The organism is Nocardioides sp. HB32, assembly GCF_054058995.1.
The window spans coordinates 1,509,089-1,533,446 of the sequence record NZ_JBSSBS010000001.1; the positions used below are offsets into that span (position 1 = coordinate 1,509,089).

Here is a 24,358-nt window from a genome sequence, read left to right on the forward strand (position 1 = left end):
CCGGGAGGCGGCAGCCAGGTCGAGTAGCGGCGCTCGCCGGCACTCGCCGGCGCTCGCTGCTCGGCCAGCGGGTGCTGGCATGATCGAGGGGTGATCGAGCCCGAGGACGTCGCCGCCATCGAGGCCCAGCTCGGCCGCGAGCCGCGAGCCGTCCACGACATCGGCCACCGGTGCCCGTGCGGCAACCCCGACGTGGTCACCACCGAGCCGCGGCTTCCGAACGGCACGCCGTTCCCGACGACGTTCTACCTCACCTGCCCCCGGGCGGCGTCCCGGATCGGCACCCTCGAGGGCTCGGGCCTGATGAAGGAGATGCAGGACCGGCTGTCCGAGGACGAGGCGCTCGCAACGTCGTACCGGGACGCGCACCAGGCCTACCTGTCGTACCGGGCCACCCTCGGCGAGGTGCCCGAGATCGAGGGGATCTCCGCCGGCGGGATGCCGGACCGCGTCAAGTGCCTGCACGTGCTGGCCGGGCAGGCGCTCGCGCAGGGCCGGGGCGTGAACCCGCTCGGCGACGAAGTGCTCGACCGGCTCGGCGCCTGGTGGGACTCCGGGCCCTGCGTATGACCGGGCGCGTGGCCGCGATCGACTGCGGCACCAACACCATCAAGCTGCTCGTGGGCGCCCTGCCCGAGGTCGACGTCCGCGAGCAGCGGATGGTGCGGCTCGGACAGGACCTGGACCGCACGGGGCGGATCGCCGACGAGGCCCTGGAGCGGGCGTTCTCCGCCATCGACGAGTACGCCGAGATCATCCGGTCGTACGCCGTGCCACCGTCCCGCGTCCGGTTCGTGGCGACGTCCGCGACCCGGGACGCGTCGAACTCGGACGTGTTCGTGGCGGGTGTCCGCTCCCGGCTGGGCGTCGAGCCCGAGGTGGTCAGCGGCAGCGAGGAGGCGGCGCTGTCCTTCGACGGCGCGGTGCGCAACCTCCGCACGCCCCCCGCCGAGCCGGTGCTCGTGATCGACATCGGCGGCGGCTCGACCGAGCTGATCCTCGGCGGCTCCGCCCCGGACGCGGCGTACTCCATGAACATCGGCTCGGTGCGGCTGCACGAGCGGCACCTGCACTCCGACCCGCCGACGCGGTCCGAGGTCGAGGCGTGCATCGCCGACATCGACGCGCACCTCGACGCCTGCCCGGTGACGCCCGCCGACGCCGCGACGGCGGTCGGCGTCGCCGGCACCGTGACGCAGCTGGCGGCCGTGGCGCTCGACCTGCCGGCCTACGACCGGACGGCCGTGGACCAAGCGGTGTTCCCGGTCGAGACGATCCAGGCGACCGTGGACCGGCTGGTCGCGATGACCGTCGACGAGCGTCGGGCGCTGCCGTCGATGCATCCCGGCCGTGCCGACGTCATCGACGCGGGGGTGCTGATCCTCTCGCGGGTGCTTCGACGCGCCGGTGTCCCCTCGCTCGTCGTGTCCGAGGCGGACATCCTGGACGGGATCGCCTGGTCACTCCTCGAGAGCTGACGGTTTCCGGTCCCGGTCCGCTGGGCACCGGCTCCCTATGAGCGACCCGACCACCACGGACGAGCCACTCGGGGCGATCGTGCACCGGCTGTCGGAGCAGATCCCCGAGCTGGTCCGCAGCGAGATCAGGCTGGCGCAGGCCGAGCTCAGCCAGAAGGGCAGACGGGCCGGGCTGGGCATCGGCATGTTCAGCCTCGCCGGCCTGCTGGCGTTCTTCGCGGCCGGCGTGCTGATCGCGACGGCAATCATCGCGCTCGCGCTCGTGCTGCCGCTGTGGGCCGCCGGCCTGATCGTGGCCGGTGTGCTGCTGATCGGCGCCCTGGGCGCTGCCCTCGGCGGCCGGAAGGAGCTCGAGCAGGCCGTGCCGCCGGTGCCGGAGCAGGCGCTCGCGGGCGTCAAGCAGGACGTCGCCACCGTGAAGGCCCACGTATGAGCACCAACGGCACGACACCGGAGCAGATCGAGGCCGACATCGAGCGGCAGCGCGAGCAGCTCGCCGCCACCATCGACGAGCTCCATGGCCGGCTCGAGTCGAAGGCCAGGTCGACCGCGAGGATCGCCGCGGTCGTCGCCGCCACCGCCCTCGTCGGGCTGGTCGGGCTGACCGTGTGGCGCCGTACCCATCACTCCTAGGAGGAACCATGTTCAGCAAGTCCAGCCTGCTGGTCGGCTTCGCAGCCGGCTACGTGCTCGGCTCCCGCGCGGGCCGCGAGCGCTACGAGCAGATCAAGTCCGGCGCGACCAGGCTCGCCGGGAACCCGACCGTGCAGTCGGCGGCGAGCAAGGCCCAGGAGACCGTCGCCACGCAGGCGCCGGCCGTCGCGGGGGCGGTCAAGGAGAAGGCGACCTCGGCGGCCTCCGCGGTCGCCGACAAGGTGCACCGCGACGGCGGCGACCACCTCGGCGACCCGTCCACGATGGGTACCTCGACCGCACGGTCCTGATCCCCTCGACCTCTCGTGGGGGAGCGCCGGGAGGATGGTCCGCGTGAGCGACCTCCTCCCGCACCCCCTGACCGGAGAGCTCTTCCCCTCACCCGTGCCGCCTGGCACCGGCTGGCCGGGTGACCCCGCGGACGCCTCGACCCCCGTCGCGGGTACCCCCGCGCAGGTACGACGCCTTGCCCGGTCCGTCCCGCTGGAGGACCTGGACGCCCGCGTCTCGGTCTGTCGCGCCTGTCCCCGGCTGGTCCGCTGGCGCGAGGACGTGGCGCACGCGAAGCGGGCGTCGTTCGCCGACCAGCCGTACTGGGGCCGGCCGATCCCGGGCTGGGGGTCGCCGACGCCGCGGATCCTCGTGGTCGGCCTGGCCCCCGCCGCGAACGGCGGCAACCGCACCGGCCGGGTCTTCACCGGTGACCGCAGCGGCGACTGGCTGTTCGCCTCGCTGCACCGGGTCGGGCTCGCGACGCAGCCCACGAGCGTGCACGCCGCGGACGGCCTGGAGCTGATCGACACCCGGGTGGTGGCGACGGTCCGGTGCGCGCCGCCGCAGAACAGGCCCACGACCGTGGAGCGGGACACGTGCGCGCCCTGGGTGGAGGCCGAGGTCGGGCTCCTCGCTCCGCACGTGCGGGTGGTCGTCGCCCTCGGCTCGATCGGGTGGGACGCCGCCCTGCGTACGTTCGCCGCCCTGGGCTGGACCGTGGCCCGCCCGAAGCCGCGCTTCACCCACGGCTCGGAGGCCACCCTGGTCTCGGGCGACCGCTCGATCACGCTGCTCGGCTGCTACCACCCCAGCCAGCAGAACACGTTCACCGGGAAGCTCACCGAGCAGATGCTCGACGACGTCCTCGCCCGCGCCGCCGCGCTGCGCTGACCTGCGCGGCTGCCGACTGGGCAGAATGTCCCGGTGGTCGTCGGTCTCGCGGCGACCGCGCCCCTGTATCCCAATCGGCAGAGGAAGCCGCCTTAAAAGCGGCCCAGTCTGGGTTCGAGTCCCAGCGGGGGCACGACCGTTAGGTTGAGGCATGCCCTGGACCAGGTCCCGCGACCGCGCCGCTGCCGATCCGCGCGACCGCCCCGCCGGGCCGCCGTCCGGAGCGCCGGCCGGGAGCCGGCGGGTCGAGCGGGGGTTCTTCGAGGACTACCCGCGGTTCTTCGAGACCAGCGAGACCTCCTCGTTCCCGTGGCGCCTGCACCTGCGGCACGAGGCGATCTTCACCGAGTACGCCGACCTCTTCCCCGGCGCCCGGGTCCTCGACATCGCCAGCCACGACGGCCGGTGGTCGCTGGCCGCGCTGCAGGCCGGAGCCGCATCGGTCGTCGGCGTCGAGGCGCGGCCCGAGCTGGTGGCGAACGCGACGGCGAACCTCGCGGCGTACGACCTCGCGGAACGGGCGGAGTTCGTGGCCGGTGACGTGTTCGAGGTCCTCGAGCGGGACCGGCCCGCGGTCGACGTGGTGCTGTGCCTGGGGTTCCTCTACCACACGCTCCGCCACACCGAGCTGCTCACGAGGATCCGCCAGACCGGGGCCCGCCACGTCGTCATCGACACCGAGCTGCACCGCAGCCCGGAGGCCGTCGTACGCCTGGCCGACGAGCACGTCGAGCGCGAGGGCAACGCCGTCGCCGACGCGTTCTCGTACGGCGACACGGTGCTGACCGGCCGGCCCACGCTGGCCGCGCTGGAGCTGATCGCGCGGACCCAGGGGTACGCCGTCGAGCGGCTCTCGGACTGGGACGGACTGCTCCGCGACAACCCGGACGCGGACCAGGTCCGCGACTACCGGATCGGCCGCCGGGCCACGTTGCTGCTGTCCACGTCGGAGAGCCGCTCCCGGTAGGCGTAGACCGGCTGGTACCGGTCGTGCAGCGTGGTGATCAGGCTGATCAGGCACAGGAAGAAGAACGTGTCCCACCCGGCGGCGTTGTGCCCGAAGAACTGGTCGGCGGCGAAGACCAGCACGACGTTCGCGACGATCCGCTCCGCGACCGCGAGGCTCGCCGACTCGATCGTCCACTCGCGGCGCGATGCCAGCAGGGTGATGCCGGCGTTCACGACGACCAGGACCCCGACGGAGACGAAGACCCGGAAGTTGGAGTCGTCGATGCCGGGCAGGATCTGCGCGTAGATCACGGAGACCAGGCCGACGAGCACGACCTTCTCCAGCGTCATCCAGGACCACACCCAGCCGTTGCCGACCCGCAGCGACGCGACCGCCGTCTCGTTGCTGACGGCGTCCGGGACCGGTCCGGCGCCGAGCTGCAGGCGGTGGTCGGGCTCGGGCAGCCGGGGCCGGACGACGAACCAGAGGACCGCCGTACCGCCGACGATCGCGATCGCCAGCACCCAGCGCGTCCAGGGGTAGTCGCGCAGCGTGTCGGTGACGTCGAGCTGGGCGACGTGCAGCCAGTACTCCTGCGGCAGCTTGACGAAGATCCAGATCGCCGCGGCGGTGATCAGCCACGCCCTGGTGCGCACCGGACGGGTCGCCCAGCGGGTGCGGACCAGCTCGTAGGCGATGAAGAAGTACTCGAAGGTGTTCGGGAAGATCAGCAGCACCGCGCGCTCGTGGGTCATCTCGAAGAGGAACGCTCCGAAGAGCCGGTAGTAGAAGAGGAACCGCGCGATCGCGAAGGCGTGCAGGTTGTCCCAGTTCCGCATCGCCGCCAGGTAGGCGAGGGACAGGTAGAAGATGTCCATCGCCTTGTCGTAGGACTGGTAGTTCGGCGGGTCGTACCCGAACAGCTGGAAGATCGTCTGGTCGACGCCGTCGAGCACCAGGCAGGCGATCACCGCCGGCAGCGGGAAGCGCGGGATCAGCAGCGGCAGCACGAAGCGCCCGCCGACGACCAGGAGGAACACGAACTGGTCCATGGCCAGCGATTCTGCCGGGAACGTTCCGGTCCCGGCCTCCGTTGAACCGGGTGAACCCGCCTAGGATGGGTTCCACAGTCGCGGCCTCGAGGAGAGACCCATGCAGAGCAACAACCCGGTCTTCCGGCGTTCCGAGGAGTTCAACCGGCCCGGAGGCACCGCCGCGTACGCCGACCAGGGCTACACCGACCCCTCGACGTGGAGCACCGGTGGCGCGCAGGGCACGCCGGGCACGCCGCCCACCACCGTCCAGCAGCCGATGACGATCGACTCGGTCGTCATGAAGACCGGCATCTCGCTGGCGGTCGTCATCATCACCGCGGCGATCACCTGGGTGCTGAGCCCCGACGTCGACCAGAACACCGACGCGTCCGCGATCAGCGGCCTCATCGCCGCCGCGACGATCGGCTCCCTGCTGGCGTTCGTGCTGTCGATGGTCAACTCGTTCAAGCGCGTGATCAGCCCCGCGCTCGTGCTGCTCTTCTGCGCGGCCGAGGGCGTCGCTTTGGGTGCCATCAGCAAGGTCTTCGACCTGGCCTACCCGGGCGTCGTGACCAGCGCGGTGATCGGCACGTTCGGCGCCTTCGCCGGCACGCTCGCCGTCTACAAGTTCTTCAACATCAAGGTCAGCGACAAGTTCCGCCGGATGGTCATCGCCGCCATGCTCGGCGTGGTCGCGATCAGCCTCATCGAGGTCGTGCTGAGCGCGTTCGGCGCCCAGCTGGGCCTCTTCGGCGACGGCAAGCTCGGCCTGCTCTTCGCCGTCGTCGGCCTCGCGCTCGGCGTCTTCATGCTGGTGCTCGACTTCGACTTCGTCGAGCAGGGCGTCGCCAACCGGCTGCCGGACCGCGAGGGGTGGCGCGCGGCGTTCGCGATGACCGTCAGCCTGGTCTGGATCTACACCAACCTGCTGCGCATCCTCGCGATCATGCGGGGCGACTGACCAGGCACGACGTACGACGGGGCCCGGAGCGATCCGGGCCCCGTCGTCGTTTCGGTGCGACACGCCGGCGGGTTTCTCCGGCTGACCGGAGAAACCCGACGGACACGCCGGGCGGGATCGGCGTGTCCGTCGGGTTTCCCCCGACAAGGTCGGTACGGGAGGGCCTCGCGGTGGCAGGTGCGGGCCCGCGTGCCGACGTGCCAAGCCGTCTGGACAGGGCTCGCAGATTCCGGCGCGTCGTTCGCCCGAATGCCGTGGGGGCACCACCATGCCGTCACGTCGACTCGGGGGCCTGGGCCGCCGGCGGGGGTGGGGTTTCCCCTATCCGTCCACCGGTTCCAGCGAGTCCTCGTCGTGCTCGTCGGGAGCCTCGCCCTCGGCGCCCGGGTGCCGGCGGCGGTGCCGCATCTCGACCCAGAGGCCGCGTACGCCGCGCCGCGAGCCGCCCACCTCGGTGCCGCCGAGCTCGGTGCCGGGCTGGTTGACCGCCTGGACGGCGGCGGCGGCGATCGGCAGGACGCCCTCGCCGCGGTAGGCCTCGGGCTCGGCCTCGTCGTCGGGGATCAGCCCGAGCGCGGCGAGCGTCGAGGGCAGCAGCACCTGCACCAGCGAGCGGTAGCCGTCCACGGAGGGGTGGAACTGGTCCGGGCCGAAGAGCACGGCGGGAGCGGCCGCGAACTCCGGTCCGAGGATCGAGCCGAGCGACACGGTGCGGCCGCCCTGCTCGACGACGGCGATCGTCTGCGCGGCCGCGAGCCGCCGCGACCAGGCCCGGGCGACCTGCTTCAGCGGCGGCGCGATCGGCTTGACGGTGCCGAGGTCGGGACAGGTGCCGACGAGGACGGCGACGCCGGCGTCCTGGAGCCGCTGGACGCCCTCGGAGAGGTGCCGCACCGACGCGGAGGGGAGCACCGTGTGGGTGACGTCGTTCGCGCCGACCAGGACGACCGCGACGTCCGGCTCGGTCGGCAGCACCTTGTCGATCTGGCTGCTGAGGTCCGACGACATCGCCCCGACGACGGCGACCTCGCGGAGGTAGACCCGGCGGCCGGCTCGCTCGGAGACGCCGCTCGCGAGCAGGGCTCCGGTGGTCTGCTCGACCCGGTCCACGCCGTACCCGGCGGCGCTGGAGTCGCCCAGCAGCGCCACCTTGATCGCGGGACCCGGCCGGCCGCGGCCGTACCAGCCACTCGCGTCCGGCGGATCGTGGTCGAGGCGCCCGATCGTCTTGCGGGCGACGCCCGCCTCGACGCGCAGCACGCCGTACAGAGCGCCTCCGAGCAGGGACAGCCCGCCCCCGCCGTACGCAGCGGCGGAGGCCAGCTTCCGAGCGGCACCGGCTTTCCCCACGCGGCTCACTCTACGGAGGGCCTCAACGGCGTTTGCGGCGATGGCCGCGACCGCCTCTAGATTGTGCGGATGCAGTACGTGAACTCCCTCCTCGAGCTGATCGGCAACACCCCGCTGCTCAGGCTCACCAGGTCCACCGGTTCCCTCGACGGCGCGAAGGGACCGATCGTCCTCGCCAAGGTGGAGTACCTCAATCCCGGCGGGTCCGTGAAGGACCGCATCGCCACCCGCATGATCGAGGCGGCCGAGGCCTCCGGCGAGCTCCAGCCGGGCGGCACGATCGTGGAGCCGACGTCCGGGAACACCGGCGTCGGGCTGGCGATGGTCGCCCAGCAGAAGGGCTACAGGTGCGTCTTCGTCTGCCCGGACAAGGTCAGCGAGGACAAGCGCAACGTGCTCAAGGCGTACGGCGCGGAGGTGGTCGTCTGCCCGACCGCCGTGGAGCCGGAGCACCCCGACTCCTACTACAACGTGTCGGACCGGCTCGCGTCGCAGCCCGGCGCCTGGAAGCCCGACCAGTACTCCAATCCGCACAACCCGCGCTCGCACTACGAGACCACCGGCCCCGAGATCTGGGCGCAGACCGAGGGCCGGATCACGCACTTCGTCACAGGCGTCGGCACCGGCGGCACGATCAGCGGCACCGGGCGCTACCTCAAGGAGCAGAACCCGTCCGTGCAGGTGGTCGGCGCGGACCCCGCCGGTTCGGTGTACTCCGGCGGCAGCGGGCGCCCGTACCTCGTCGAGGGCGTGGGCGAGGACTTCTGGCCGGACGCCTACGACCGGTCGGTCGCCGACCGCATCATCGAGGTCACCGACGCCGACTCGTTCGCGATGACCCGGCAGCTGGCCCGCGAGGAGGCCCTGCTGGTCGGCGGCTCGTCCGGCATGGCGGCGTACGCCGCGATCCAGCTCGCGCACGAGCTCGAGGGCACGCCTGAGGGCGAGGACGCGGTCATCGTCGTTCTGCTCCCGGACTCGGGGCGCGGCTACCTCACCAAGGTCTTCAACGACGAGTGGCTGGCGCAGTACGGCTTCCCGGTCGACGGCCTCGAGCGGCCGGCGCGCAACGTCGGCGAGGTGCTGCGCGGCAAGGACGGCCGGCTGCCCGACCTCGTCCACACGCACCCGAACGAGACCATCGCGGAGGCCGTCGCGATCCTGCAGGAGTACAACGTCTCGCAGATGCCGGTCGTCCGCGCCGAGCCGCCCGTGGTCGCGGCCGAGGTCGTCGGGTCGGTCTCCGAACGCACCCTGCTCGACCTGCTCTTCACCGGTACGGCGCGGCTGACCGACCCGGTCAGCGAGCACATGTCGCCCCCGCTGCCGACGATCGGCTCCACCGAGCCGGCCTCGGAGGCGGTCGGTGCGCTCGAAGGCGCCGACGCACTGCTCGTGCACGAGGACGGCAAGCCGGTCGGCGTCGTCACCCGCCACGACCTGCTGGCGTACCTGGCGCGCGGCTGACGGGTCGTCCGCCTCCCGCACCTCGATACGCCGCCCTCAGGCGGACGACTCCGGTCGATGCGGTTAAGATGAGAACACGTTCTAGTTCTCCGGAGGGTTCATGACGGCGACGCCTGCGATCGAGGGCTGGTTCACGACCGGTGCGGATCCGGCGCTGCTCGGCAACCGCTGCTCGACCTGCGGCACGGTCTTCTTCCCGAGGGCGAGCGGCTTCTGCCGCAACCCCGGCTGCGCGGGTGAGGACTTCGAGCAGGTGGAGCTGTCCCGCCGCGGGACCGTCTGGTCGTACACGGACGCGCAGTACCAGCCGCCCGCGCCGTACGTCCCGCGCACCAAGCCGTACGAGCCGTTCGCGCTCGCCGCCGTCGAGCTGGCCGAGGGCCTGGTCGTGGTCGGCCAGGTCGCCGACGGGTACGGCGTGGTGGACCTGCGCGTGGGCGGCGAGGTCGAGCTCGTCGTCGAGACGCTCTACGCCGACGAGTCCGGCGACCGGTCCATCTGGCGCTGGAAGCCGGTCACCGAGATGGGCGAGGAGGCCGACCAGTGAGCGCGCTCAGGAGCAAGGGGAGCGTCGCCGTCGCGGGTGTCGGCATGCACCCGTGGGGCAAGTGGGGCCGCAACTTCGTCGAGTACGGCGTGCACGCGGCCCGGGCCGCACTGGCCGACTCGGGCATCGACTGGCAGGACGTCGACCTCGTCGTCGGCGGCGAGACGGTCCGCAACGGCTACGGCGGGTACGTCGCCGGCGCGACCTTCGCCCAGGCGCTCGGGTGGAACGGCGCCAGGGTCGCGACGTCGTACGCCGCCTGCGCCACCGGCGCGCAGGCCCTGGACACCGCACGGGCCCGGATCCTGGCCGGCCTGTCCGAGGTGGCCCTCGTGGTGGGCGCGGACACGACCCCGAAAGGCTTCCTCGCGCCCAACGCGGGCGAGCGCTGGGACGACCCGGACTGGCTGCGGTTCCGGCTGCTCGGCATGACCAACCCGGCGTACTTCGCGATGTACGCGCGCCGCCGGATGGACCTCTACGGCGCCACGGCCGAGGACTTCGCGCGGGTGAAGGTCAAGAACGCCCGGCACGGGCTGGCGAACCCCCATGCCCGCTACCGCAAGGAGGTCAGCGTCGAGGACGTGCTGACGTCCGCGGTCGTCTCGGACCCGCTGCACCTGCTCGACATCTGCGCGACCTCCGACGGTGCGGCCGCGGTCGTGCTCACCAGCACGGAGTACGCCGCGCGCCACGGCCTCGCCGACCCGGTGCGGATCGACGCGATCTCGACGGTCACGCCGACCTTCCCCAACACCGTGCTCGACATGCCGAACCTCTCCACCGACGCGAGTACGGCGGTGGCCGCACCCGAGCTGACGTTCAAGGAGTCGATCGGCCAGGCGGCGTACGAGGAAGCGGGCATCGACCCGGCCGACGTCTCCCTCGCCGAGGTCTACGACCTGTCGACGGCGCTCGAGCTCGACTGGATGGAGGACCTCCAGCTCTGCAAGCGCGGCGAGGCCGAGGCGCTGCTGCGCGCCGGCGAGACCACGCTCGGCGGCCGGATCCCGGTCAACCCCTCCGGCGGGCTCGCCTGCTTCGGCGAGGCCGTCCCCGCCCAGGCCCTCGCGCAGGTCTGCGAGGTCACCTGGCAGCTCCGCGGCCAGGCCACCGGTCGCCAGGTCGAGGGCGCCCGGGTCGGCATCACCGCCAACCAGGGCCTGTTCGGCCACGGCTCGTCGGTCCTCCTCACCCGCTGACGCCGAGTCGGCGCAGTCTCAGCTGAGACTGCGCCGACTCGGCGGGCTTCTCGACTGAGACTGCGCCGACTCGGCGTGCTGGTGAGACCCGGGACACCTTTTCGGAGGGTCGGGAAGACCCCGCGATTCGGCCCTGTTCTGCCCGATGGAGACTTTGAGAAAGTTTTCACAAGCGCTGGGACGGGACCTTTGGCCCGAACCGGGGGACCCCCGGCCCGGGTCGCGGAGGCACAGTCCTCCCTAGCGTTTCCTCGTCGTCACACGACGTCCGGAGCGGAGACCACGTTGGACAGCATCCTCGACATCGCACGGTGGCAGTTCGGCATCACGACCGTCTACCACTTCCTGTTCGTGCCGATCACGATCGGCCTGACCGCCCTGGTCGCGGTGATGGAGACCCTCTGGCTGCGGACCAAGCAGCCCGACTGGCTCCGGCTCACGAAGTTCTTCGGCAAGCTGATGCTGATCAACTTCGCGATCGGCGTGGTGACCGGCATCGTGCAGGAGTTCCAGTTCGGGATGAACTGGTCGGACTACTCCCGCTTCGTCGGCGACATCTTCGGCGCCCCGCTGGCGGTCGAGGCGCTGCTGGCGTTCTTCCTGGAGTCGACGTTCCTCGGCCTGTGGATCTTCGGCTGGGACAAGCTGCCCCGCGGCCTGCACGCCGGCTGCATGTGGCTGGTGCACCTCGGCACGCTCGCGAGCGCTTGGTTCATCCTCGCCGCGAACTCCTGGATGCAGCACCCGGTCGGCTACGAGTACAACCCCGACACCGGCCGCGCCGAGCTGCACCACTTCGGGGACGTGATGTTCAACAAGGTCCAGCTCGCGACCTTCCCGCACGTGATCAGCGCGGCGTACATGACCGCCGGCGCGTTCGTGCTCGGCGTCAGCGCCTGGCTCTACGTCTCCAAGCGGCACCAGCACGACCGGCTGCTCTACCGCAAGGGCATCCGCCTCGGCGCGTGGGTCACGCTGTTCGCCGCTGTCGTGGTCTCGGTCTCGGGTGACTACCAGGGCAAGATCATGACCGAGGTCCAGCCGATGAAGATGGCGGCGGCCGAGGCGTTGTACGACACGCAGGACTCGTGCGCGCCGTTCTCGATCTTCACCATCGGTACGCCGGACGGCAGCTCGGAGAAGTTCTCCATCACGGTCCCGTGCCTGCTGTCCTTCCTCGCGACCGGCAGCTTCGACGGCCAGGTGCAGGGCATCAACGACCTGCGCGCGGAGTACCAGGAGAAGTACGGCCAGGACCCGGGCTCGACGTACTACGACCCGTCCGGCAAGTACTCGCCGATCATCCCGGTCACCTACTGGACGTTCCGCTACATGATCGGGCTGGGCATGCTGGCCGCCCTGTTCTCCGCGCTGATCCTGTTCCTGACCCGCCGGGGTCGCGCGCCCACGTCGCGGTGGTTCGCGCGGATGGCGGTGGCGACGCCGCTCCTCGTCATCTTCGCGAACTCCTTCGGCTGGATCTTCACCGAGATGGGCCGCCAGCCGTGGGTGGTGTTCGGCCTGATGACCACCGCACACGGGGTCTCGCCCGGGGTCAGCACGACGGAGGCGTGGATCTCCGTGCTCAGCCTGACGCTGCTGTACGCCGTCCTCGCGGTGATCGAGGTCGGCCTGATCGTGCGGTTCGTGAAGAAGGGGGCCGACCCCTTCGAGGAGCCACCGGATCCGACGCTGCGCGGCAGCGACGACGACCAAGACCGCCCGCTGGCGTTCGCCTACTGAGAGAGGAGCGGAGACATGGAACTCACCACCGTCTGGTTCATCCTGATCGCCGTCCTCTGGATGGGCTACTTCTGCCTCGAGGGCTTCGACTTCGGGGTCGGCATGCTGCTGCCCTGGCTGGCGCGCGACGACCGCGAGCGCCGGATCATGATCAACACCATCGGGCCGGTCTGGGACGGCAACGAGGTCTGGGTCATCACCGCCGGCGGCGCCACGTTCGCGGCGTTCCCGGAGTGGTACGCGACGCTGTTCAGCGGGTTCTACCTGCCGCTGCTGCTGATCCTGCTGGCGCTGATCGTGCGCGGCCTCGCGTTCGAGTACCGCCACCAGCGCCCGGAGGCCGCCTGGCACTCCTGGTGGGACCGGGCGATCATCGTCGGCTCGTACGTCCCCGCCGTGCTGTGGGGCGTCGCGTTCGCGAACCTGGTCCGCGGCGTGCCGATCGACGAGACCAAGGACTTCACCGGCACGATCTTCACGCTGCTCAACCCGTTCGGCCTGCTGGGCGGGCTCGTCACCCTGCTGCTGTTCCTCACCCACGGGGCGATGTTCCTGGCGCTGAAGACCGACGGCGAGATCCGGCACCGGGCCCGGGCCGCGGCCGTCCAGCTCGGCCTCCTCGCGGCCGTCGCCGCCGTGGTCTTCCTCGTCTGGGCGCAGTCCCTGACCGGGAACGCCGGCTCCGCGATCCTCTTCGTGGTGGCCGCGCTCGCGCTCGTGGGCGGGGTGCTGATGGCCCGGACCGGACGCGAGGGCTGGGCGTTCATCGGCACCTTCGCGACCATCGCGCTGGCCGTCGCCGGCCTGTTCGTCGCGCTGTTCCCGGACGTGATGCCGTCGAGCACGGACGCGGCGTACTCGCTCACCACGACCAACGCCTCCGCGACCGACTACACGCTGACGGTGATGACGATCGTGGCTGCGATCTTCACGCCGATCGTGCTGGCCTACCAGGCCTGGACCTACTGGGTCTTCCGCCGCCGGATCTCCACCCACCACATCCCCGACGAGGAGCTCGAGGCGGTCGCATGAGGCCGACCGACCCCCGGGTACGCCGCCACCTCGTCCCGGCCCACCGTCCGCTCGCGGTGGTGCTCGGCGCCGGCGCGCTCGGCAGCCTGCTCCTGGTCGGCCAGGCGTGGGCGGTCACCGAGCTGATCCTGGCCGCGCTGCACGACGACGCGGTCGGCACCTGGGCCGCGGTCGTGGTCGCGGTCTTCGCGGTCCGGGCCGCCACCGGGTGGGCGTCGGACACCAGCGCCGCCCGGGCGGCGTCGCTGGTCGGCGCCGACCTCCGCCGCCGGGTCGTCGGCGCGATCCTCCGCGACGGCGGCGCTGGCCGGTCGACCGGTGAGCTCGCCGGGCTCGCGACCCGCGGCGCCTCGGCGGCCGAGCCGTACCTCACCCGCTACGTCCCCGCGCTGGTGCTGGCGGCCGTGCTGCCGCTCGTCACCCTCGTCGCGATCGCCACCCAGGAGCCGATCAGCGCGCTGGTCGTGCTCTGCACGCTGCCGCTGATCCCGGTCTTCGGCATCGTGGTCGGCCTCGCGACCCAGGACCGCGCGCGCTCCCAGTGGCGGGCGCTGGCCTCGCTGTCGGGCCACTTCCTCGACGTGATGCGGGGACTGCCGACGCTGGTCGCGTTCCGGCGGGCCGAGGCGCAGTCGGCGACGATCCGGGCGATCACCGAGCGTTACCGCCGCCGCACCGTCGAGACCCTGCGCATCGCATTCGCCTCCTCGGCGGTCCTCGAGCTGGTGGCGACGCTGTCGGTCGCGCTGGTCGCGGTGACGGTCGGCATCCGGCTCGCGGGGGGCAGCCTCGACCTCCGGACCGCGCTGGTCGTGCTGCTCCTCGCACCGGAGGCGTACTGGCCGCTGCGCCGGGTGGGCACCGAGTTCCACGCCGCCGCCGAAGGGGTGGCGACGTTCGAGGCCGCGAGCGACCTCGTCGACGCCGCCGGCGAGGGTCCGGTACGCCGCCCCGGCGCGCTGCGCGTCGAGCACGTGACGGTGCTGCGCCCCGGCCGCGCCGTACCCGCCCTCGAGGACGTCTCCCTCGACGTCCCGGACCGCGGCGTGCTCGCCATCACCGGGCCGTCGGGCAGCGGCAAGTCCACGTTGCTCGCCGTGCTCGCCGGCCTGCTCGAGCCGACCGGCGGCACGGTCCGAGGTCCGGCCCGGGACCGGATCGCGTGGCTGCCGCAGCGGCCGGTGTTCGTGTCCGGCACGGTGGCCGACAACCTGCGGCTGGCCGTCCCGGACGCGAGCGACGATCGGCTGCGGGCGGCCCTGGCGAAGGTGGCGCTCGGCGTCGACCTCGACACCGTGCTCGGCGAGGACGGCGGCACCCTGTCCGCGGGGGAGCGCGCCCGGCTCGCCCTGGCGCGGGTGGTGCTGGCCGGCAGGCCGTACGTGCTGCTCGACGAGCCGACCGCGCACCTCGACGCGGCGACCGAGCGGGTGATCGCCGCGACGGTGCGGGAGCTCGGGGGCACGAGCGGCGTCGTCGTGGTCGCCCACCGGCCCGCGCTGGCCGCCGTCGCCGACCGGGTGGTCGAGCTGAGCGCGCCGGTGCCGGCCGTCCCGGTCCGGCCGGTGTCCGTGGCGGCCCGCCCGGCCCCACCCGCGGAGCCGGCCGACGAGCGGCGACGAGGCCTCGCGCTGCCGACGATCCTCGGCGGCCTCGCCTCGGCCTCGGGCGTCGCGCTCACGGCCACCGCCGGCTGGCTGATCGTCCAGGCGTCGTACCGGCCCGCGATCCTCACGCTCCTCGTCGCGATCGTGGCGGTGCGGACCTTCGGGATCGCCCGCCCGGTGCTGCGGTACGTCGAGCGCCTCCGCTCCCACGACGTCGTCCTCCGCCTGCTCGCCGACCGGAGGGTCGAGGTGTACGACGCCGTGGTGCCGCTCACGCCCGGGGCGCTGGGCCGGCGGCGTGGCGACGTGCTCGCGGCGATCGTCGACGACGTCGACAGCGTGCTCGACCGGCAGCTGCGGGTGCGGATGCCCGTGCACGGGTTCGCGATCACCGGCGGCCTCGCGGTGCTCGTCGCCGCACTGGTCGAGCCGCCGGCGGCCCTCGTGGTCGCCGGCGTCTGCCTCGCCGGCGGCGCCGGCTACCTCCTCTCGCGGACCGGCGCCGCCCGTGCCGAGCGCGGTGCGGTCGACGCCCGGGCCCGGCTGTCTGACGCGGTCGTCGAGGCGACCCAGACCGCCGGCGAGCTGGCGATGTGGCAGGCCGAGGAGCGCGCGGTCGGTGCGGTCGCGGCCGTGGGCGCCGAGCTCGGCCGGCGTACCACCGCCTCGGCGACCTGGCTGGCGACCGGCCGGGCGGTGGTGCTCCTGTGCTCCGGGATCGGTGTCGCGGTCGCTGCGATGCTGCTCGCCGGCCAGGTCTCCGGGCCGGTGCTCGCTCTGCTGGTGCTGCTGCCGCTCGCGCTCGGTGAGGTCGCGAGCTCGCTCGCCGACGCCGGCGCGGTCGCCGCGCGGACCCGTGCCGCCGAGGACCGGCTCGACGAGCTGGCGGCGCGGACGCCGGTGGTGTCCACACCCGCCGCCCCGATGCTGGCCGACGGGGACGCGATCACCGTCGACCACGTCGACGCGGCCTGGGGCGACCGGGTCGTGCTCCGCGGCCTCGACCTGACGCTCGCTCCGGGCGACCGGGTCGCGGTCGTCGGGCCCACGGGGGCCGGCAAGAGCACGCTCGCGTCCCTCCTGCTGCGCTTCGTGGACCCGGCCCGGGGCGTGATCCGGCTCGGCGGCCACGCACTCCCCGACCTGGCGCTCGACGACGTACGCCGCACCGTGGGGCTGGTCGACGACGACCCGCACGTCTTCGCGACCACGCTCGTCGAGAACGTCCGGCTCGCCCGGCCCGGCGCCTCCGACGGAGACGTGGACGCGGCCCTGCGCCAGGCGCGGCTCGGCGGGTGGCTGGACTCGCTGCCCGACGGCCTGGACAGCTGGCTCGGCGACGGGCACGCGCAGGTGTCCGGTGGCGAGCGCGCGCGGATCGCGATCGCGCGGTCCCTCCTGGCGGACCAGCCGGTGCTGGTGCTCGACGAGCCGGCGGCGCACCTGGACGGCGCCACCGCCGAGGAGCTCGCCGCCGAGGTGCTCAACGGCGCAGACGGGCGCACGGTCGTCTGGATCACCCACGCCGAGGCGGGCCTGGACCGCGTGGACCGGGTCCTGGCCCTGTAGGCCGCTACAGGCCGTCGATGACGGCCCGGCGGCGCGTGTCGTACTCCTCCTGGGTGATCAGCCCCTGGTCGAGCAGCGACCGGAGGTTGCGCAACCGGTCCGCCGTACTCGCGCTCGGCTGCGGGGCGGGGACCTGGGGGCGCAGGTTCGACGCCAGGTACGTCGCCTCGAACCCGTCGTCGCTGAGCAGCGTCATCGCGGTCGCGTCCCCCTCGTCCATGCCCGAGCTGCGGGCCATCCGGCGCGCGGTCGACACCTTCCAGACCGTCACGCCGACGCCGACGAGCAGGGCGAGGACGAAGATCACCGCGAACCCGCCCATGCCGTTCCCGCTCCCCATCGAGCCGTCGTCGTAGCTGCGGTGCCAGCTGTCGCCGTCCCACGTGCAGGTCGGCAGCTGGCCGTCGGCGTTCGCCTGGAAGCACCAGTCGGGTGGGTTGTCCGGCCCGGCCACGAGGTGTGCCACGGCGGTCAGTTCCGGTGCTGGAGGTCCGTGCGGCGCGCCCGCGCGTTCGACCGGACGATGACGAGGACGCCGACCACGACCAGCAGGGCGACCAGACCGAGCACGACGAGGGCTACGACGAGGAAGGTGCCGTTGGGCACCAGGAAGTTCGACTCGAGGGCGGCGAGCGGGACCATGGCGGCACTCTAGGCCGGATTCCGCACCGGAGGCACCCAGTCCCTGCCGGAGGGCACCGTTCGTTGATAGGAATGGCCCATGATCCGCGTGTACCTCCTCGACGACCACGAAGTCGTCCGCCAGGGCCTGCGCGCCCTGCTCGAGAGCGCTGGCGACATCGAGGTGGTCGGCGAGTCCGGGACTGCCACCGAGGCCACCAGCCGCATCCCCGCCCTGCGGCCCGACGTCGCCGTCCTCGACGCCCGCCTCCCGGACGGCTCCGGGATCGAGGTCTGTCGCGCCGTCCGCGCCGTCGACCCGTCGATCGGCGCGCTGATCCTGACGTCGTACGACGACGACGAGGCGTTGTTCGCCGCGATCATGGCCGGCGCCGCGGGCTACGTGCTCAAGGAGATCCGCGGCAACGACCTGGTCGACGCGATCCGCCAGGTGGCGGCGGGCAACTCGCTCATCGACCCGAGCCTGATGGCCAAGGTGCTCGAACGGGTGCGCAACCCACCCACCACCGCACCGGAGCTCGCGCAGCTCACCGAGCAGGAGCTCAAGCTGCTCGGCTACATCGCGGAGGGGATGACGAACCGGCAGATCGGCGAGCAGATGTTCCTCGCCGAGAAGACCGTCAAGAACTACGTCTCCAGCATCCTCGCCAAGCTCGGCCTCGAGCGGCGTACGCAGGCCGCGGTGCTGGCGAGCAAGCTGCTGCGCTGAGGCCGGCTGGCCGGCTGGCCGGGTGGCTGGCTGGATGGCCGGCTGGCCGGTTGGCTCGAGCGGCACCTCAGCGCAACGGCACCCGCCAGACGAACGACGTGCCGCGCGGGTGCCGAGGGGTCAGCTCGAGCGAGCCGCCGAGGGCCCGGGCGCGGCGGCGGGCGTTGCGCAGCCCGCTCTCGGCGACGTCGGCGGCGATCCCGACGCCGTCGTCGAGCACGGTCAGCCGCACCTCCCGGTTGTCGGTCTCGAGGGTGATCTCGCCGTGGTCGGCGGCGGCGTGGCGGGCCAGGTTCGAGAGCGCCTCGCGGAGCACCGGCAGCACCTGCTCCCGCACCTCGGCCGGTACGGCGGTGTCCACCGGCCCGACGGTGTGCACGACGGGGTCGAACTTCAGCAGCGGCGCGTACTCGGTCGCCAGCTTGCGCAGGTCGGCTCGCAGGGACGGTCCGCGGCCGACGTGCTGGAGCTCGAAGATCGTGCTGCGGATGTCGCGGATCGTCACGTCCAGCGCCTCGACCGCCTTGTCGATCCGGTCGGCGACCTCGGGGACGCGTGACATGGCGCCGGCGCCCTGGAGCTGCAGCCCGGTGGCGAACAGCCGCTGGATCACCACGTCGTGCAGGTCGCGCGCGATCCGCTCGCGGTCGGAGGTGACCGCGAGCTCGGCACGGTCCTCGATCGCCTGCGCCCGGTCCAGCGCCAGGCCCGCCTGGTCGGCGAAGGACGCGAGCAGCACGCGCTCGTCGTACGGCAGCGGGGTCGTCTCGGGGTCGACCAGGATCACCAGCAGCCCGGCGCTCACCAGGTGGGTGCGCAGCGGCACCAGGGTCGCGGCGAACTCGCCGAGCCGGGTGTCCAGGGGCTCGGAGTCCAGCCGCGGCCAGGGCTGGTCCTCGAGGCCGGACAGGGCCAGCTCGGCGGCCGCGGTGTCGAGGGCGTCGACGGTGCGGACCGGGTTGCCCTCCTCGAGGTGCAGGACGGCGGTCGCGGCCGCGCCGGTCGCCCACCGCGCGACCCGGGCGACCTCGGCGAGGCCCGGACCCAGCTGGATCGGCGGCTGCAGCGCCTCCGAGAGGGTCGCCGACGCCTCCAGCCACTGGCGCCGGCGCTCGCTCAGGCCGTAGGCGCGCGCGTTGTCGATCACGAAGCCGGCGGCGCTCGCGAGGGCCTCGACGAGCTCCTGGTCCTCCTGGGTGAAGGACGCACCGCCCACCTTCTCGGTGAGGTAGAGGTTGCCGAACACCGTGCCCCGGATCCGCACCGGTACGCCGAGGAACGTGCCCATCGGCGGGTGGTTCGGCGGGAACCCCGCCGACTGCGGGTGCTGGGTCAGGTCGTCGAGACGGATCGGCTCCGGATGGTGGATCAGCAGGCCGAGGATGCCGCGGCCGTGCGGCAGGTCGCCGATCTGCGCCCGCGTGTCGTCGTCGAGACCGGTCGTCACGAACTCGACCAGGAACGCGTCGTTGCCGATCACGCCGAGCGCGCCGTACTGCGCGTCGGTGAGCTCGGTCGCGGCCTCGACGATCCGGGTCAGCACCGCCCGCAGGTCGAGGTCGGACGAGATCGCGGTGACGGCATCGAGCAGGGAGCGGGTGGCAGCAGGCAGCACGCGGGCCAGTCTCACACGGTGCGCCGGACCGGCAGCGCTGCCGTGAGGTCCCAGCCGCCCCCGATCCTGCGCCCGGAGATCTCCGTCCAACGCAGGCGCAGGTGGAGCGTGCGGGCACCGGACGCCCACGGTCGCGGCTCCCAGGTCTCGCGGATGTGGTCGAGCTCGTCCGGGCGGACGACGGCCTCGGCGCGGCCGCGCGCGACGACGCTCCAGCCGTGCTGCCGCTCGTGGTCGAACTGGTCGACCTCGAAGGCCAGCATGCTGTCCCGGCCATAGGTCCCCAGCACGCTGTACGGCGAGGTCCGGATGATGATCGCGTCGTCGACGACGGAGTGGTTGACCGGCACGATGTGCGGTCCGTTCGGCGAGGCCAGGGCGACCCGGCCGCCGACGCCGGAACGCAGCAGCCGCTCGCACTCGTCGCGGGTCAGGTCGATTGCCTCGTTCATGCACTCCATGGTGCGTGTCCGTCCGGCCCCGGTGCAGGGCCGATGGTCCCGAACGTGGGGGCGTTCGGCGGTACTCGGCGGGCCGGCGGGCGAGGACGGTGGGGACATGGACAACACCGTGATCCCCGCTGGCACCATCGTCGTCGGCCTCGACGGTTCCCCGTCCGCCGACCGTGCCCTGGACTGGGCCATCGACCACGCCCGGCGTGAGCGCCGGCAGCTCACCCTCGTGCACGGACTGGAGCCGATGCACGAGCGGGCGGAGGCGCTGGCCATGCTCGACCGCGCCCGTCTGCACTGCCTCGAGGTCGCACCGGACCTCGCCGTGCACGTGGCCCTCTGGATGGCGGACCCGAGGGTCGCGCTCCTCGACCTCGGACACAGCGCGGCGACCGTGGTCGTCGGCTCGCACGGCCGCGGACCGGTGAGCAGCGTGCTGCTCGGCTCGGTCGGGCTGTCGGTGACCAGGCACGCCCCGTGCCCGGTCGTCGTGGTGCGGCCGCAGCACCCCGGCGCGGTGCGCAACGGGGTGCTGGTCGCGGCGGACGAGCGGTCGCGGCCGGTGGTCGAGTTCGCCTACCGCCAGGCCTCGCTGCGGGACCTCCCACTGACCATCGTGCGGACGACCGACGACGAGCTCGCGGTCGCCGAGGCAGTGGCCGGGCTGGCCGAGAAGTTCCCGGAGGTCCGGTCGCGCACCGCGGCCGGTGACCTCACCGCCGGGTCGCGGCACCTGGACCTGCTCGTGGTCGGACCGGGTGAGGGCGGCGTCGTCAACCACGCCGAGTGCCCGGTGGCGGTGGTACCGATCGGCGTGGCAGGGTCGCCTGCATGACCGAGGTACCGGCGAACACGGTCGTGGTCGGGGTCGACGGCTCCGAGACGTCGGACCGGGCGGTCGACTGGGCGGCGGAGCAGGCCCGGCTCGAGGGCCGCGCGCTGACGCTGGTCCAGGCCACCGGCGCGATGGGCACGGCGGCCCTGGTGTGGCTCGACCAGGCCGGCGTCGACAGCGAGGTCACCCGCGAGGCGGTGCGCCGGAACGCCGAACAGCTGCTCGCCGCGGCGGGCGAGCGGGTCGCCGCGCTCGCTCCGGACGTGCCGGCGCACGGCGTGGTCGCCGAGCTCGACCCGCGCGACGCCCTGCGCGAGACGGCACGGTCCGCGGTCATGGTCGTCCTCGGCTCGCGCGGCCGCGGCCCGGTGAAGAGCCTCCTGCTCGGATCGGTCGCGCACGCGGTCAGCCGCGACGGCGCCTGCCCGGTCGTGGTGCTGCGGCCGGTGGCCGAGTCCGTCGTACGCCGCGGCATCGTGGTGGGCGTCGACGCGCAGGGCACCTCGACCGCGGCGCTGGCCTTCGCCTACCGCCTGGCGTCGCTGCGCCGACGACCGCTCCGTGGTGCACGCGATCTGGGACGCCCACCAGGGTGAGGAGCCGGTCGGCCCGGACGAGGAGGGGTACGACGCCGAGCGGCTGCGCCTCGCCCAGACCGTCGCCGGGATGGCCGAGCAGTACCCCGACGTCGAGGTCGAGACCGTGCTCGCCCGCGGGCTGGTCGACCGCGTGCTGGTGCGGCTCGCCGAGGAGGCCGAGCTCGTGGTCGTCGGCCGCCGGAGCCGTGGCGGCATCGCCGGGCTGGTGCGCGGGCGCACCGCGTCGATCGTCGTCGAGCAGTCGTCCGGCACCGTCGCGGTGGTCCCGGAGCCCTAGCGAGCCGCTACAGCACCAGCGCCGCGAAGCGCTCGCCCATCCGGATGTGCGTCGCCGCGTCCGGGTGCAGTCCGTCGGGCAGTGGCAGCTCGTCGTGGTCGGCCGCGCCGTACAGCTCCCGGCCGTCGAGGTAGGACAGCCGGGGGTCGTCCCGCTCGGCGACGACCCGGGCGAGCTCCTCGCGGATCACGGTGAGGGTCAGCTTGCCCGCGGCGACCTCGGCGGGGTCGCCGACCGCGACGAACCGGATCCGCCCCTCCGCCATCTCGGACAGGTCGGGTGTGGCAGGTCCCGGCGTGTCCTCGTGGATCGGGCAGTGGATCGGGGAGACGACGACGAGGGGCGTGTCCGGGTGCCCGTCGCGGATCGTGTCCACGAACCCGTGCACCGCCGGCCCGAACGCCCGGCGCCGCATCAGGTCGTGGTTCACGACGTTGATGCCGAGCTTCAGGCTGATCAGGTCGGCGGCGGTGTCCCGGATCGTGCGGGCGGTGAACTGGTCGAGCAGCGCGCTGCCCGCGAGCCCGAGGTTGACGAGGTCCACGCCGGCCCGCCGGGCGGCGTACGCCGGCCAGGTGGACGTCGGGCTCGCCGCGACCGAGCCGTGGCTGATCGAGCTGCCGTGGTGGACCCAGACCCGGTCCGCGGCAGGCGCCGGCGTCACCGGTGCGTCGGTGCGCAGCGCCACCAGCTCGGTCTGCTCATCGTGCGGCAGCCACACCTCGACGGTCTTCTCGCCGGCCGGCAGGTCGCCGAATCGGAGCGTGCCGACCGGGCCCGGCCGCAGCTCGCCCGCCCCGGTCATCAGGTCGACGACCACGGTGCTGCCACCGGGCGCGGTCAGCTGGGCGGCGAGCCGGCCGTCGACCACGAGGTCGTAGACGCCGTCGGGGCGAGCCGGTGCTCCGGCGTACTCCCGCCGCGTCGGCAGCACGTCGAGCTCGACGACCGTGGCCCGGGTGCGGAGCGCGAGGCGTACGCCGGAGGGCTGCGCCTCGGCCATCGCCAGCTGCGGGTCGGCGCACTGCGCGCGGGCCCGGGCGGGCAGCCGGTGGGGGAGCAGCCCCGCACCGGTCGGCTCGAGCTCGAGTGCGCCGCGGACCAGGTCGGCGGTGATCGGCACGGACGTGTCCCGACCCTAGGGAACGGCCCGGAACGCTGGCAGACTGCGTCGCCATGCCCTTCGTGCTCGTCGACCGGCCGGACCCCGCCGTCGCGGTGGTGACCCTGAACCGGCCGGAGCGGATGAACGCGATGGCGTACGACGTCATGGTGCCGTTCCGCGAGGCCCTCCTCGGCCTCGGCCAGGACAACGCGGTGCGCGCGGTGGTCGTCACCGGCGCGGGGAGCGGCTTCTGCTCGGGAGCGGACCAGGAGTCGGCGGGCCTGCCGCCCGGCGTCGCCGGGGTCACCCGGCCGACGTACGCGCTCCGGGCGATGGAGGCACTGGAGGAGATCGTGCTCACGATCCGGCGTCTGCACCAGCCGGTCGTCGCGGCCGTCAACGGTGCGGCGATCGGCGGCGGCCTCTGCCTGGCGCTGGCGTGCGACCTGAGGATCGCGGCACCCGCGGCGTACTTCCGCGCCGCCGGGATCAACAACGGGCTGACCGCGAGCGAGCTCGGGTTGTCGTTCCTGCTGCCACGCGCGGTCGGCTCGACGCGGGCGGCCGACTTCATGCTGACCGGCCGGGACGTGGGCGCCGAGGAGGCCGAGCGGATCGGCCTCGTGTCCTCGGTGCACGACGACGTGGTCGCCGCCGCGGTCGGGATCGGGCAGCGGATCGCAGGGTTCTCCCAGCCGGGCGTCGAGCTGACCAAGAAGTCGCTGCATGCCGGCCAGTCGGCCACGTCGCTGGAGACGTACCTGTCCTCGGAGGGGATCGGGCAGCTCTACCTCCGGCTGTTGACGGGCAACTTCGAGGAGGCCACGCTGGCCCGTCGCGAGGGGCGGCCGCCGCGGTTCACGGACGAGCGCTGACGTACACCCACCGGCCGCCGCGCCGCTCGAAGAGGCTGTACTCGCGCAGCGCGCCGGGCTGTCCGTCCCGCTCGTAGGACGCCACGAACTCCACCCAGTCCTCGCCGGCGGCCAGGATCCGCAGCCCGGTCCAGGTGAGCGCAGGATCCGGAGCGAGGTCGTCCGGGCGGGTGCCGGGGTGCCAGGTCCGGAACACGTGGTCGAGGTCGCCGACGGCGTACGCCGAGTAGCGCGAGCGCATCAGCTCCTCGGCGGTCTCCGCCCGCGCGGCACCCCGGTGCAGGCGACCACAGCAGGCGTCGTACGACGTGCCGGAGCCGCACGGGCAGGGCCGCTGGAGCTGCATGGCGTGAGCCTAGGACGCGGTCGGGACCGCCTACTCCACGGGCACTCCTGTCGCTTCCCGGCCGTTGCTACGCCTGTGAAGCGACGGGATACCCGGCGAGCCGGGTATCCCGCCCGCGCCAAGTCCCGGAAACGGAGACGATCCCC

27 protein-coding genes and 1 tRNA gene are annotated in these 24,358 nt (G+C 73.0%); 20 read left to right on the forward strand and 8 right to left on the reverse strand.

Annotated elements, in window-relative coordinates; translation table 11 throughout:
- Positions 1-90 precede the first annotated feature (90 nt).
- The 8 genes from ACVW2K_RS07575 (at position 91) to ACVW2K_RS07610 (ending at position 4,263) form a co-directional block, all read left to right on the forward strand.
- Positions 91-570: a DUF501 domain-containing protein gene (locus ACVW2K_RS07575; RefSeq protein ID WP_457202087.1), complete on the forward strand. Its 480-nt coding sequence runs from the start codon at positions 91-93 to the stop codon at positions 568-570.
- On the forward strand, positions 567-1,478 hold the full coding sequence (locus tag ACVW2K_RS07580) for a Ppx/GppA phosphatase family protein (protein WP_457202088.1): 912 nt from the start codon (positions 567-569) through the stop codon (positions 1,476-1,478). Before ACVW2K_RS07575 ends, ACVW2K_RS07580 begins: the two co-directional genes overlap by 4 nt.
- 37 nt (positions 1,479-1,515) lie before the next feature.
- Complete coding sequence (locus ACVW2K_RS07585) at positions 1,516-1,911, forward strand: phage holin family protein (protein WP_028639239.1); 396 nt, start codon at positions 1,516-1,518, stop codon at positions 1,909-1,911.
- Positions 1,908-2,111 carry a DUF3618 domain-containing protein gene (locus ACVW2K_RS07590; protein WP_036571784.1) on the forward strand — a complete coding sequence of 68 codons (204 nt, stop codon included), beginning with the start codon at positions 1,908-1,910 and terminating at the stop codon, positions 2,109-2,111. The genes ACVW2K_RS07585 and ACVW2K_RS07590 overlap by 4 nt, the downstream gene beginning before the upstream one ends.
- Before the next feature lie 8 nt (positions 2,112-2,119).
- Positions 2,120-2,422: a hypothetical protein gene (locus tag ACVW2K_RS07595; RefSeq protein WP_051549564.1), complete on the forward strand. Its 303-nt coding sequence runs from the start codon at positions 2,120-2,122 to the stop codon at positions 2,420-2,422.
- A 34-nt stretch (positions 2,423-2,456) separates the two neighbouring features.
- Positions 2,457-3,296, forward strand: a complete 840-nt coding sequence (locus ACVW2K_RS07600; RefSeq protein ID WP_457202089.1) for a uracil-DNA glycosylase — start codon at positions 2,457-2,459, stop codon at positions 3,294-3,296.
- Positions 3,297-3,355: 59 nt separating this feature from the next.
- Positions 3,356-3,429 (forward strand) — tRNA-Leu (locus tag ACVW2K_RS07605).
- A gap of 18 nt (positions 3,430-3,447) precedes the next feature.
- A complete protein-coding gene (locus ACVW2K_RS07610; protein ID WP_028639237.1) occupies positions 3,448-4,263 on the forward strand; it encodes a class I SAM-dependent methyltransferase in 816 nt (271 codons plus the stop codon).
- On the opposite strand, the gene ACVW2K_RS07615 is transcribed toward ACVW2K_RS07610, so the two are convergent.
- Positions 4,203-5,297, reverse strand: a complete 1,095-nt coding sequence (locus ACVW2K_RS07615; protein ID WP_036571782.1) for a hypothetical protein — start codon at positions 5,295-5,297, stop codon at positions 4,203-4,205. The two genes, ACVW2K_RS07610 and ACVW2K_RS07615, sit on opposite strands and share 61 nt — an antisense overlap.
- 100 nt (positions 5,298-5,397) lie before the next feature.
- Here ACVW2K_RS07615 and ACVW2K_RS07620 point away from each other — a divergent pair, with 100 nt between their 5' ends.
- A complete protein-coding gene (locus ACVW2K_RS07620; protein ID WP_028639236.1) occupies positions 5,398-6,240 on the forward strand; it encodes a Bax inhibitor-1/YccA family protein in 843 nt (280 codons plus the stop codon).
- Positions 6,241-6,561: 321 nt separating this feature from the next.
- On the opposite strand, the gene ACVW2K_RS07625 is transcribed toward ACVW2K_RS07620, so the two are convergent.
- Positions 6,562-7,590 (reverse strand): SGNH/GDSL hydrolase family protein, encoded by a 1,029-nt coding sequence (locus ACVW2K_RS07625; protein WP_028639235.1) that lies wholly within the window; start codon positions 7,588-7,590, stop codon positions 6,562-6,564.
- A 69-nt stretch (positions 7,591-7,659) separates the two neighbouring features.
- Between ACVW2K_RS07625 and ACVW2K_RS07630 the strand changes: the two genes are divergently transcribed.
- The 6 genes from ACVW2K_RS07630 (at position 7,660) to cydD (ending at position 16,757) form a co-directional block, all read left to right on the forward strand.
- Positions 7,660-9,057, forward strand: a complete 1,398-nt coding sequence (locus ACVW2K_RS07630) for a cystathionine beta-synthase (protein ID WP_457202090.1) — start codon at positions 7,660-7,662, stop codon at positions 9,055-9,057.
- A gap of 100 nt (positions 9,058-9,157) precedes the next feature.
- On the forward strand, positions 9,158-9,604 hold the full coding sequence (locus ACVW2K_RS07635) for a Zn-ribbon domain-containing OB-fold protein (protein WP_457202091.1): 447 nt from the start codon (positions 9,158-9,160) through the stop codon (positions 9,602-9,604).
- Positions 9,601-10,806, forward strand: coding sequence for a lipid-transfer protein (locus tag ACVW2K_RS07640; RefSeq protein ID WP_457202092.1), 1,206 nt, complete (start codon positions 9,601-9,603; stop codon positions 10,804-10,806). Before ACVW2K_RS07635 ends, ACVW2K_RS07640 begins: the two co-directional genes overlap by 4 nt.
- A 285-nt stretch (positions 10,807-11,091) precedes the next feature.
- On the forward strand, positions 11,092-12,549 hold the full coding sequence (locus tag ACVW2K_RS07645) for a cytochrome ubiquinol oxidase subunit I (protein ID WP_457202093.1): 1,458 nt from the start codon (positions 11,092-11,094) through the stop codon (positions 12,547-12,549).
- A gap of 15 nt (positions 12,550-12,564) precedes the next feature.
- Positions 12,565-13,581, forward strand: a complete 1,017-nt coding sequence (gene cydB, locus ACVW2K_RS07650; RefSeq protein WP_028639230.1) for a cytochrome d ubiquinol oxidase subunit II — start codon at positions 12,565-12,567, stop codon at positions 13,579-13,581.
- A complete protein-coding gene (cydD, locus tag ACVW2K_RS07655) occupies positions 13,578-16,757 on the forward strand; it encodes a thiol reductant ABC exporter subunit CydD (protein WP_457202094.1) in 3,180 nt (1,059 codons plus the stop codon). Before cydB ends, cydD begins: the two co-directional genes overlap by 4 nt.
- A 4-nt stretch (positions 16,758-16,761) precedes the next feature.
- Here the strand turns inward: cydD and ACVW2K_RS07660 are convergent, their stop codons facing one another.
- Positions 16,762-17,223 (reverse strand): SHOCT domain-containing protein, encoded by a 462-nt coding sequence (locus ACVW2K_RS07660; RefSeq protein ID WP_457202095.1) that lies wholly within the window; start codon positions 17,221-17,223, stop codon positions 16,762-16,764.
- Positions 17,224-17,228: 5 nt separating this feature from the next.
- A complete protein-coding gene (locus ACVW2K_RS07665) occupies positions 17,229-17,399 on the reverse strand; it encodes a hypothetical protein (RefSeq protein ID WP_457202096.1) in 171 nt (56 codons plus the stop codon).
- A 79-nt stretch (positions 17,400-17,478) separates the two neighbouring features.
- Here ACVW2K_RS07665 and ACVW2K_RS07670 point away from each other — a divergent pair, with 79 nt between their 5' ends.
- Positions 17,479-18,108, forward strand: coding sequence for a response regulator (locus ACVW2K_RS07670; protein ID WP_028639227.1), 630 nt, complete (start codon positions 17,479-17,481; stop codon positions 18,106-18,108).
- A 67-nt stretch (positions 18,109-18,175) separates the two neighbouring features.
- On the opposite strand, the gene ACVW2K_RS07675 is transcribed toward ACVW2K_RS07670, so the two are convergent.
- Positions 18,176-19,723: a GAF domain-containing sensor histidine kinase gene (locus tag ACVW2K_RS07675; RefSeq protein ID WP_051549563.1), complete on the reverse strand. Its 1,548-nt coding sequence runs from the start codon at positions 19,721-19,723 to the stop codon at positions 18,176-18,178.
- An 11-nt stretch (positions 19,724-19,734) separates the two neighbouring features.
- The gene (locus ACVW2K_RS07680; protein ID WP_051549562.1) at positions 19,735-20,175 is read right to left on the reverse strand and encodes a pyridoxamine 5'-phosphate oxidase family protein; all 441 of its coding nucleotides are present in this window, start codon (positions 20,173-20,175) and stop codon (positions 19,735-19,737) included.
- Between the two features lie 106 nt (positions 20,176-20,281).
- Here ACVW2K_RS07680 and ACVW2K_RS07685 point away from each other — a divergent pair, with 106 nt between their 5' ends.
- Genes ACVW2K_RS07685 through ACVW2K_RS07695 form a run of 3 tightly spaced genes read left to right on the forward strand, consistent with a single transcriptional unit; the run spans position 20,282 to position 21,886 of the window.
- The gene (locus tag ACVW2K_RS07685; protein WP_051549561.1) at positions 20,282-21,010 is read left to right on the forward strand and encodes a universal stress protein; all 729 of its coding nucleotides are present in this window, start codon (positions 20,282-20,284) and stop codon (positions 21,008-21,010) included.
- Complete coding sequence (locus ACVW2K_RS07690; RefSeq protein ID WP_457202097.1) at positions 21,007-21,606, forward strand: universal stress protein; 600 nt, start codon at positions 21,007-21,009, stop codon at positions 21,604-21,606. Before ACVW2K_RS07685 ends, ACVW2K_RS07690 begins: the two co-directional genes overlap by 4 nt.
- Positions 21,572-21,886, forward strand: coding sequence for a universal stress protein (locus ACVW2K_RS07695; RefSeq protein ID WP_457202098.1), 315 nt, complete (start codon positions 21,572-21,574; stop codon positions 21,884-21,886). The genes ACVW2K_RS07690 and ACVW2K_RS07695 overlap by 35 nt, the downstream gene beginning before the upstream one ends.
- Before the next feature lie 7 nt (positions 21,887-21,893).
- Here ACVW2K_RS07695 and ACVW2K_RS07700 read toward each other — a convergent pair whose 3' ends face one another.
- Positions 21,894-23,009, reverse strand: a complete 1,116-nt coding sequence (locus ACVW2K_RS07700) for an SGNH/GDSL hydrolase family protein (protein ID WP_457202099.1) — start codon at positions 23,007-23,009, stop codon at positions 21,894-21,896.
- A 53-nt stretch (positions 23,010-23,062) separates the two neighbouring features.
- On the opposite strand from ACVW2K_RS07700, the gene ACVW2K_RS07705 reads away from it, so the two are divergent.
- The gene (locus tag ACVW2K_RS07705) at positions 23,063-23,866 is read left to right on the forward strand and encodes an enoyl-CoA hydratase (RefSeq protein ID WP_457202100.1); all 804 of its coding nucleotides are present in this window, start codon (positions 23,063-23,065) and stop codon (positions 23,864-23,866) included.
- Here the strand turns inward: ACVW2K_RS07705 and ACVW2K_RS07710 are convergent.
- Positions 23,850-24,212: a YchJ family protein gene (locus ACVW2K_RS07710; protein ID WP_457202101.1), complete on the reverse strand. Its 363-nt coding sequence runs from the start codon at positions 24,210-24,212 to the stop codon at positions 23,850-23,852. The genes ACVW2K_RS07705 and ACVW2K_RS07710 overlap by 17 nt on opposite strands.
- Positions 24,213-24,358: the final 146 nt, after the last annotated feature.

Bases quoted from the DNA above. Each gene is read 5' to 3' on its own strand.
- ACVW2K_RS07585 (WP_028639239.1), top strand. From the start codon at position 1,516: ATGAGCGACCCGACCACCACGGACGAGCCACTCGGGGCGATCGTGCAC.
- ACVW2K_RS07580 (WP_457202088.1), top strand. From the start codon at position 567: ATGACCGGGCGCGTGGCCGCGATCGACTGCGGCACCAACACCATCAAG.
- ACVW2K_RS07710 (WP_457202101.1), bottom strand. From the start codon at position 24,212: ATGCAGCTCCAGCGGCCCTGCCCGTGCGGCTCCGGCACGTCGTACGAC.
- ACVW2K_RS07705 (WP_457202100.1), top strand. From the start codon at position 23,063: ATGCCCTTCGTGCTCGTCGACCGGCCGGACCCCGCCGTCGCGGTGGTG.
- ACVW2K_RS07595 (WP_051549564.1), top strand. From the start codon at position 2,120: ATGTTCAGCAAGTCCAGCCTGCTGGTCGGCTTCGCAGCCGGCTACGTG.
- ACVW2K_RS07670 (WP_028639227.1), top strand. From the start codon at position 17,479: ATGATCCGCGTGTACCTCCTCGACGACCACGAAGTCGTCCGCCAGGGC.
- ACVW2K_RS07690 (WP_457202097.1), top strand. From the start codon at position 21,007: ATGACCGAGGTACCGGCGAACACGGTCGTGGTCGGGGTCGACGGCTCC.
- ACVW2K_RS07610 (WP_028639237.1), top strand. From the start codon at position 3,448: ATGCCCTGGACCAGGTCCCGCGACCGCGCCGCTGCCGATCCGCGCGAC.
- ACVW2K_RS07615 (WP_036571782.1), bottom strand. From the start codon at position 5,297: ATGGACCAGTTCGTGTTCCTCCTGGTCGTCGGCGGGCGCTTCGTGCTG.
- ACVW2K_RS07665 (WP_457202096.1), bottom strand. From the start codon at position 17,399: ATGGTCCCGCTCGCCGCCCTCGAGTCGAACTTCCTGGTGCCCAACGGC.
- ACVW2K_RS07590 (WP_036571784.1), top strand. From the start codon at position 1,908: ATGAGCACCAACGGCACGACACCGGAGCAGATCGAGGCCGACATCGAG.
- cydD (WP_457202094.1), top strand. From the start codon at position 13,578: ATGAGGCCGACCGACCCCCGGGTACGCCGCCACCTCGTCCCGGCCCAC.
- ACVW2K_RS07685 (WP_051549561.1), top strand. From the start codon at position 20,282: ATGGACAACACCGTGATCCCCGCTGGCACCATCGTCGTCGGCCTCGAC.
- ACVW2K_RS07680 (WP_051549562.1), bottom strand. From the start codon at position 20,175: ATGAACGAGGCAATCGACCTGACCCGCGACGAGTGCGAGCGGCTGCTG.
- ACVW2K_RS07635 (WP_457202091.1), top strand. From the start codon at position 9,158: ATGACGGCGACGCCTGCGATCGAGGGCTGGTTCACGACCGGTGCGGAT.
- cydB (WP_028639230.1), top strand. From the start codon at position 12,565: ATGGAACTCACCACCGTCTGGTTCATCCTGATCGCCGTCCTCTGGATG.
- ACVW2K_RS07630 (WP_457202090.1), top strand. From the start codon at position 7,660: ATGCAGTACGTGAACTCCCTCCTCGAGCTGATCGGCAACACCCCGCTG.
- ACVW2K_RS07620 (WP_028639236.1), top strand. From the start codon at position 5,398: ATGCAGAGCAACAACCCGGTCTTCCGGCGTTCCGAGGAGTTCAACCGG.
- ACVW2K_RS07600 (WP_457202089.1), top strand. From the start codon at position 2,457: ATGGTCCGCGTGAGCGACCTCCTCCCGCACCCCCTGACCGGAGAGCTC.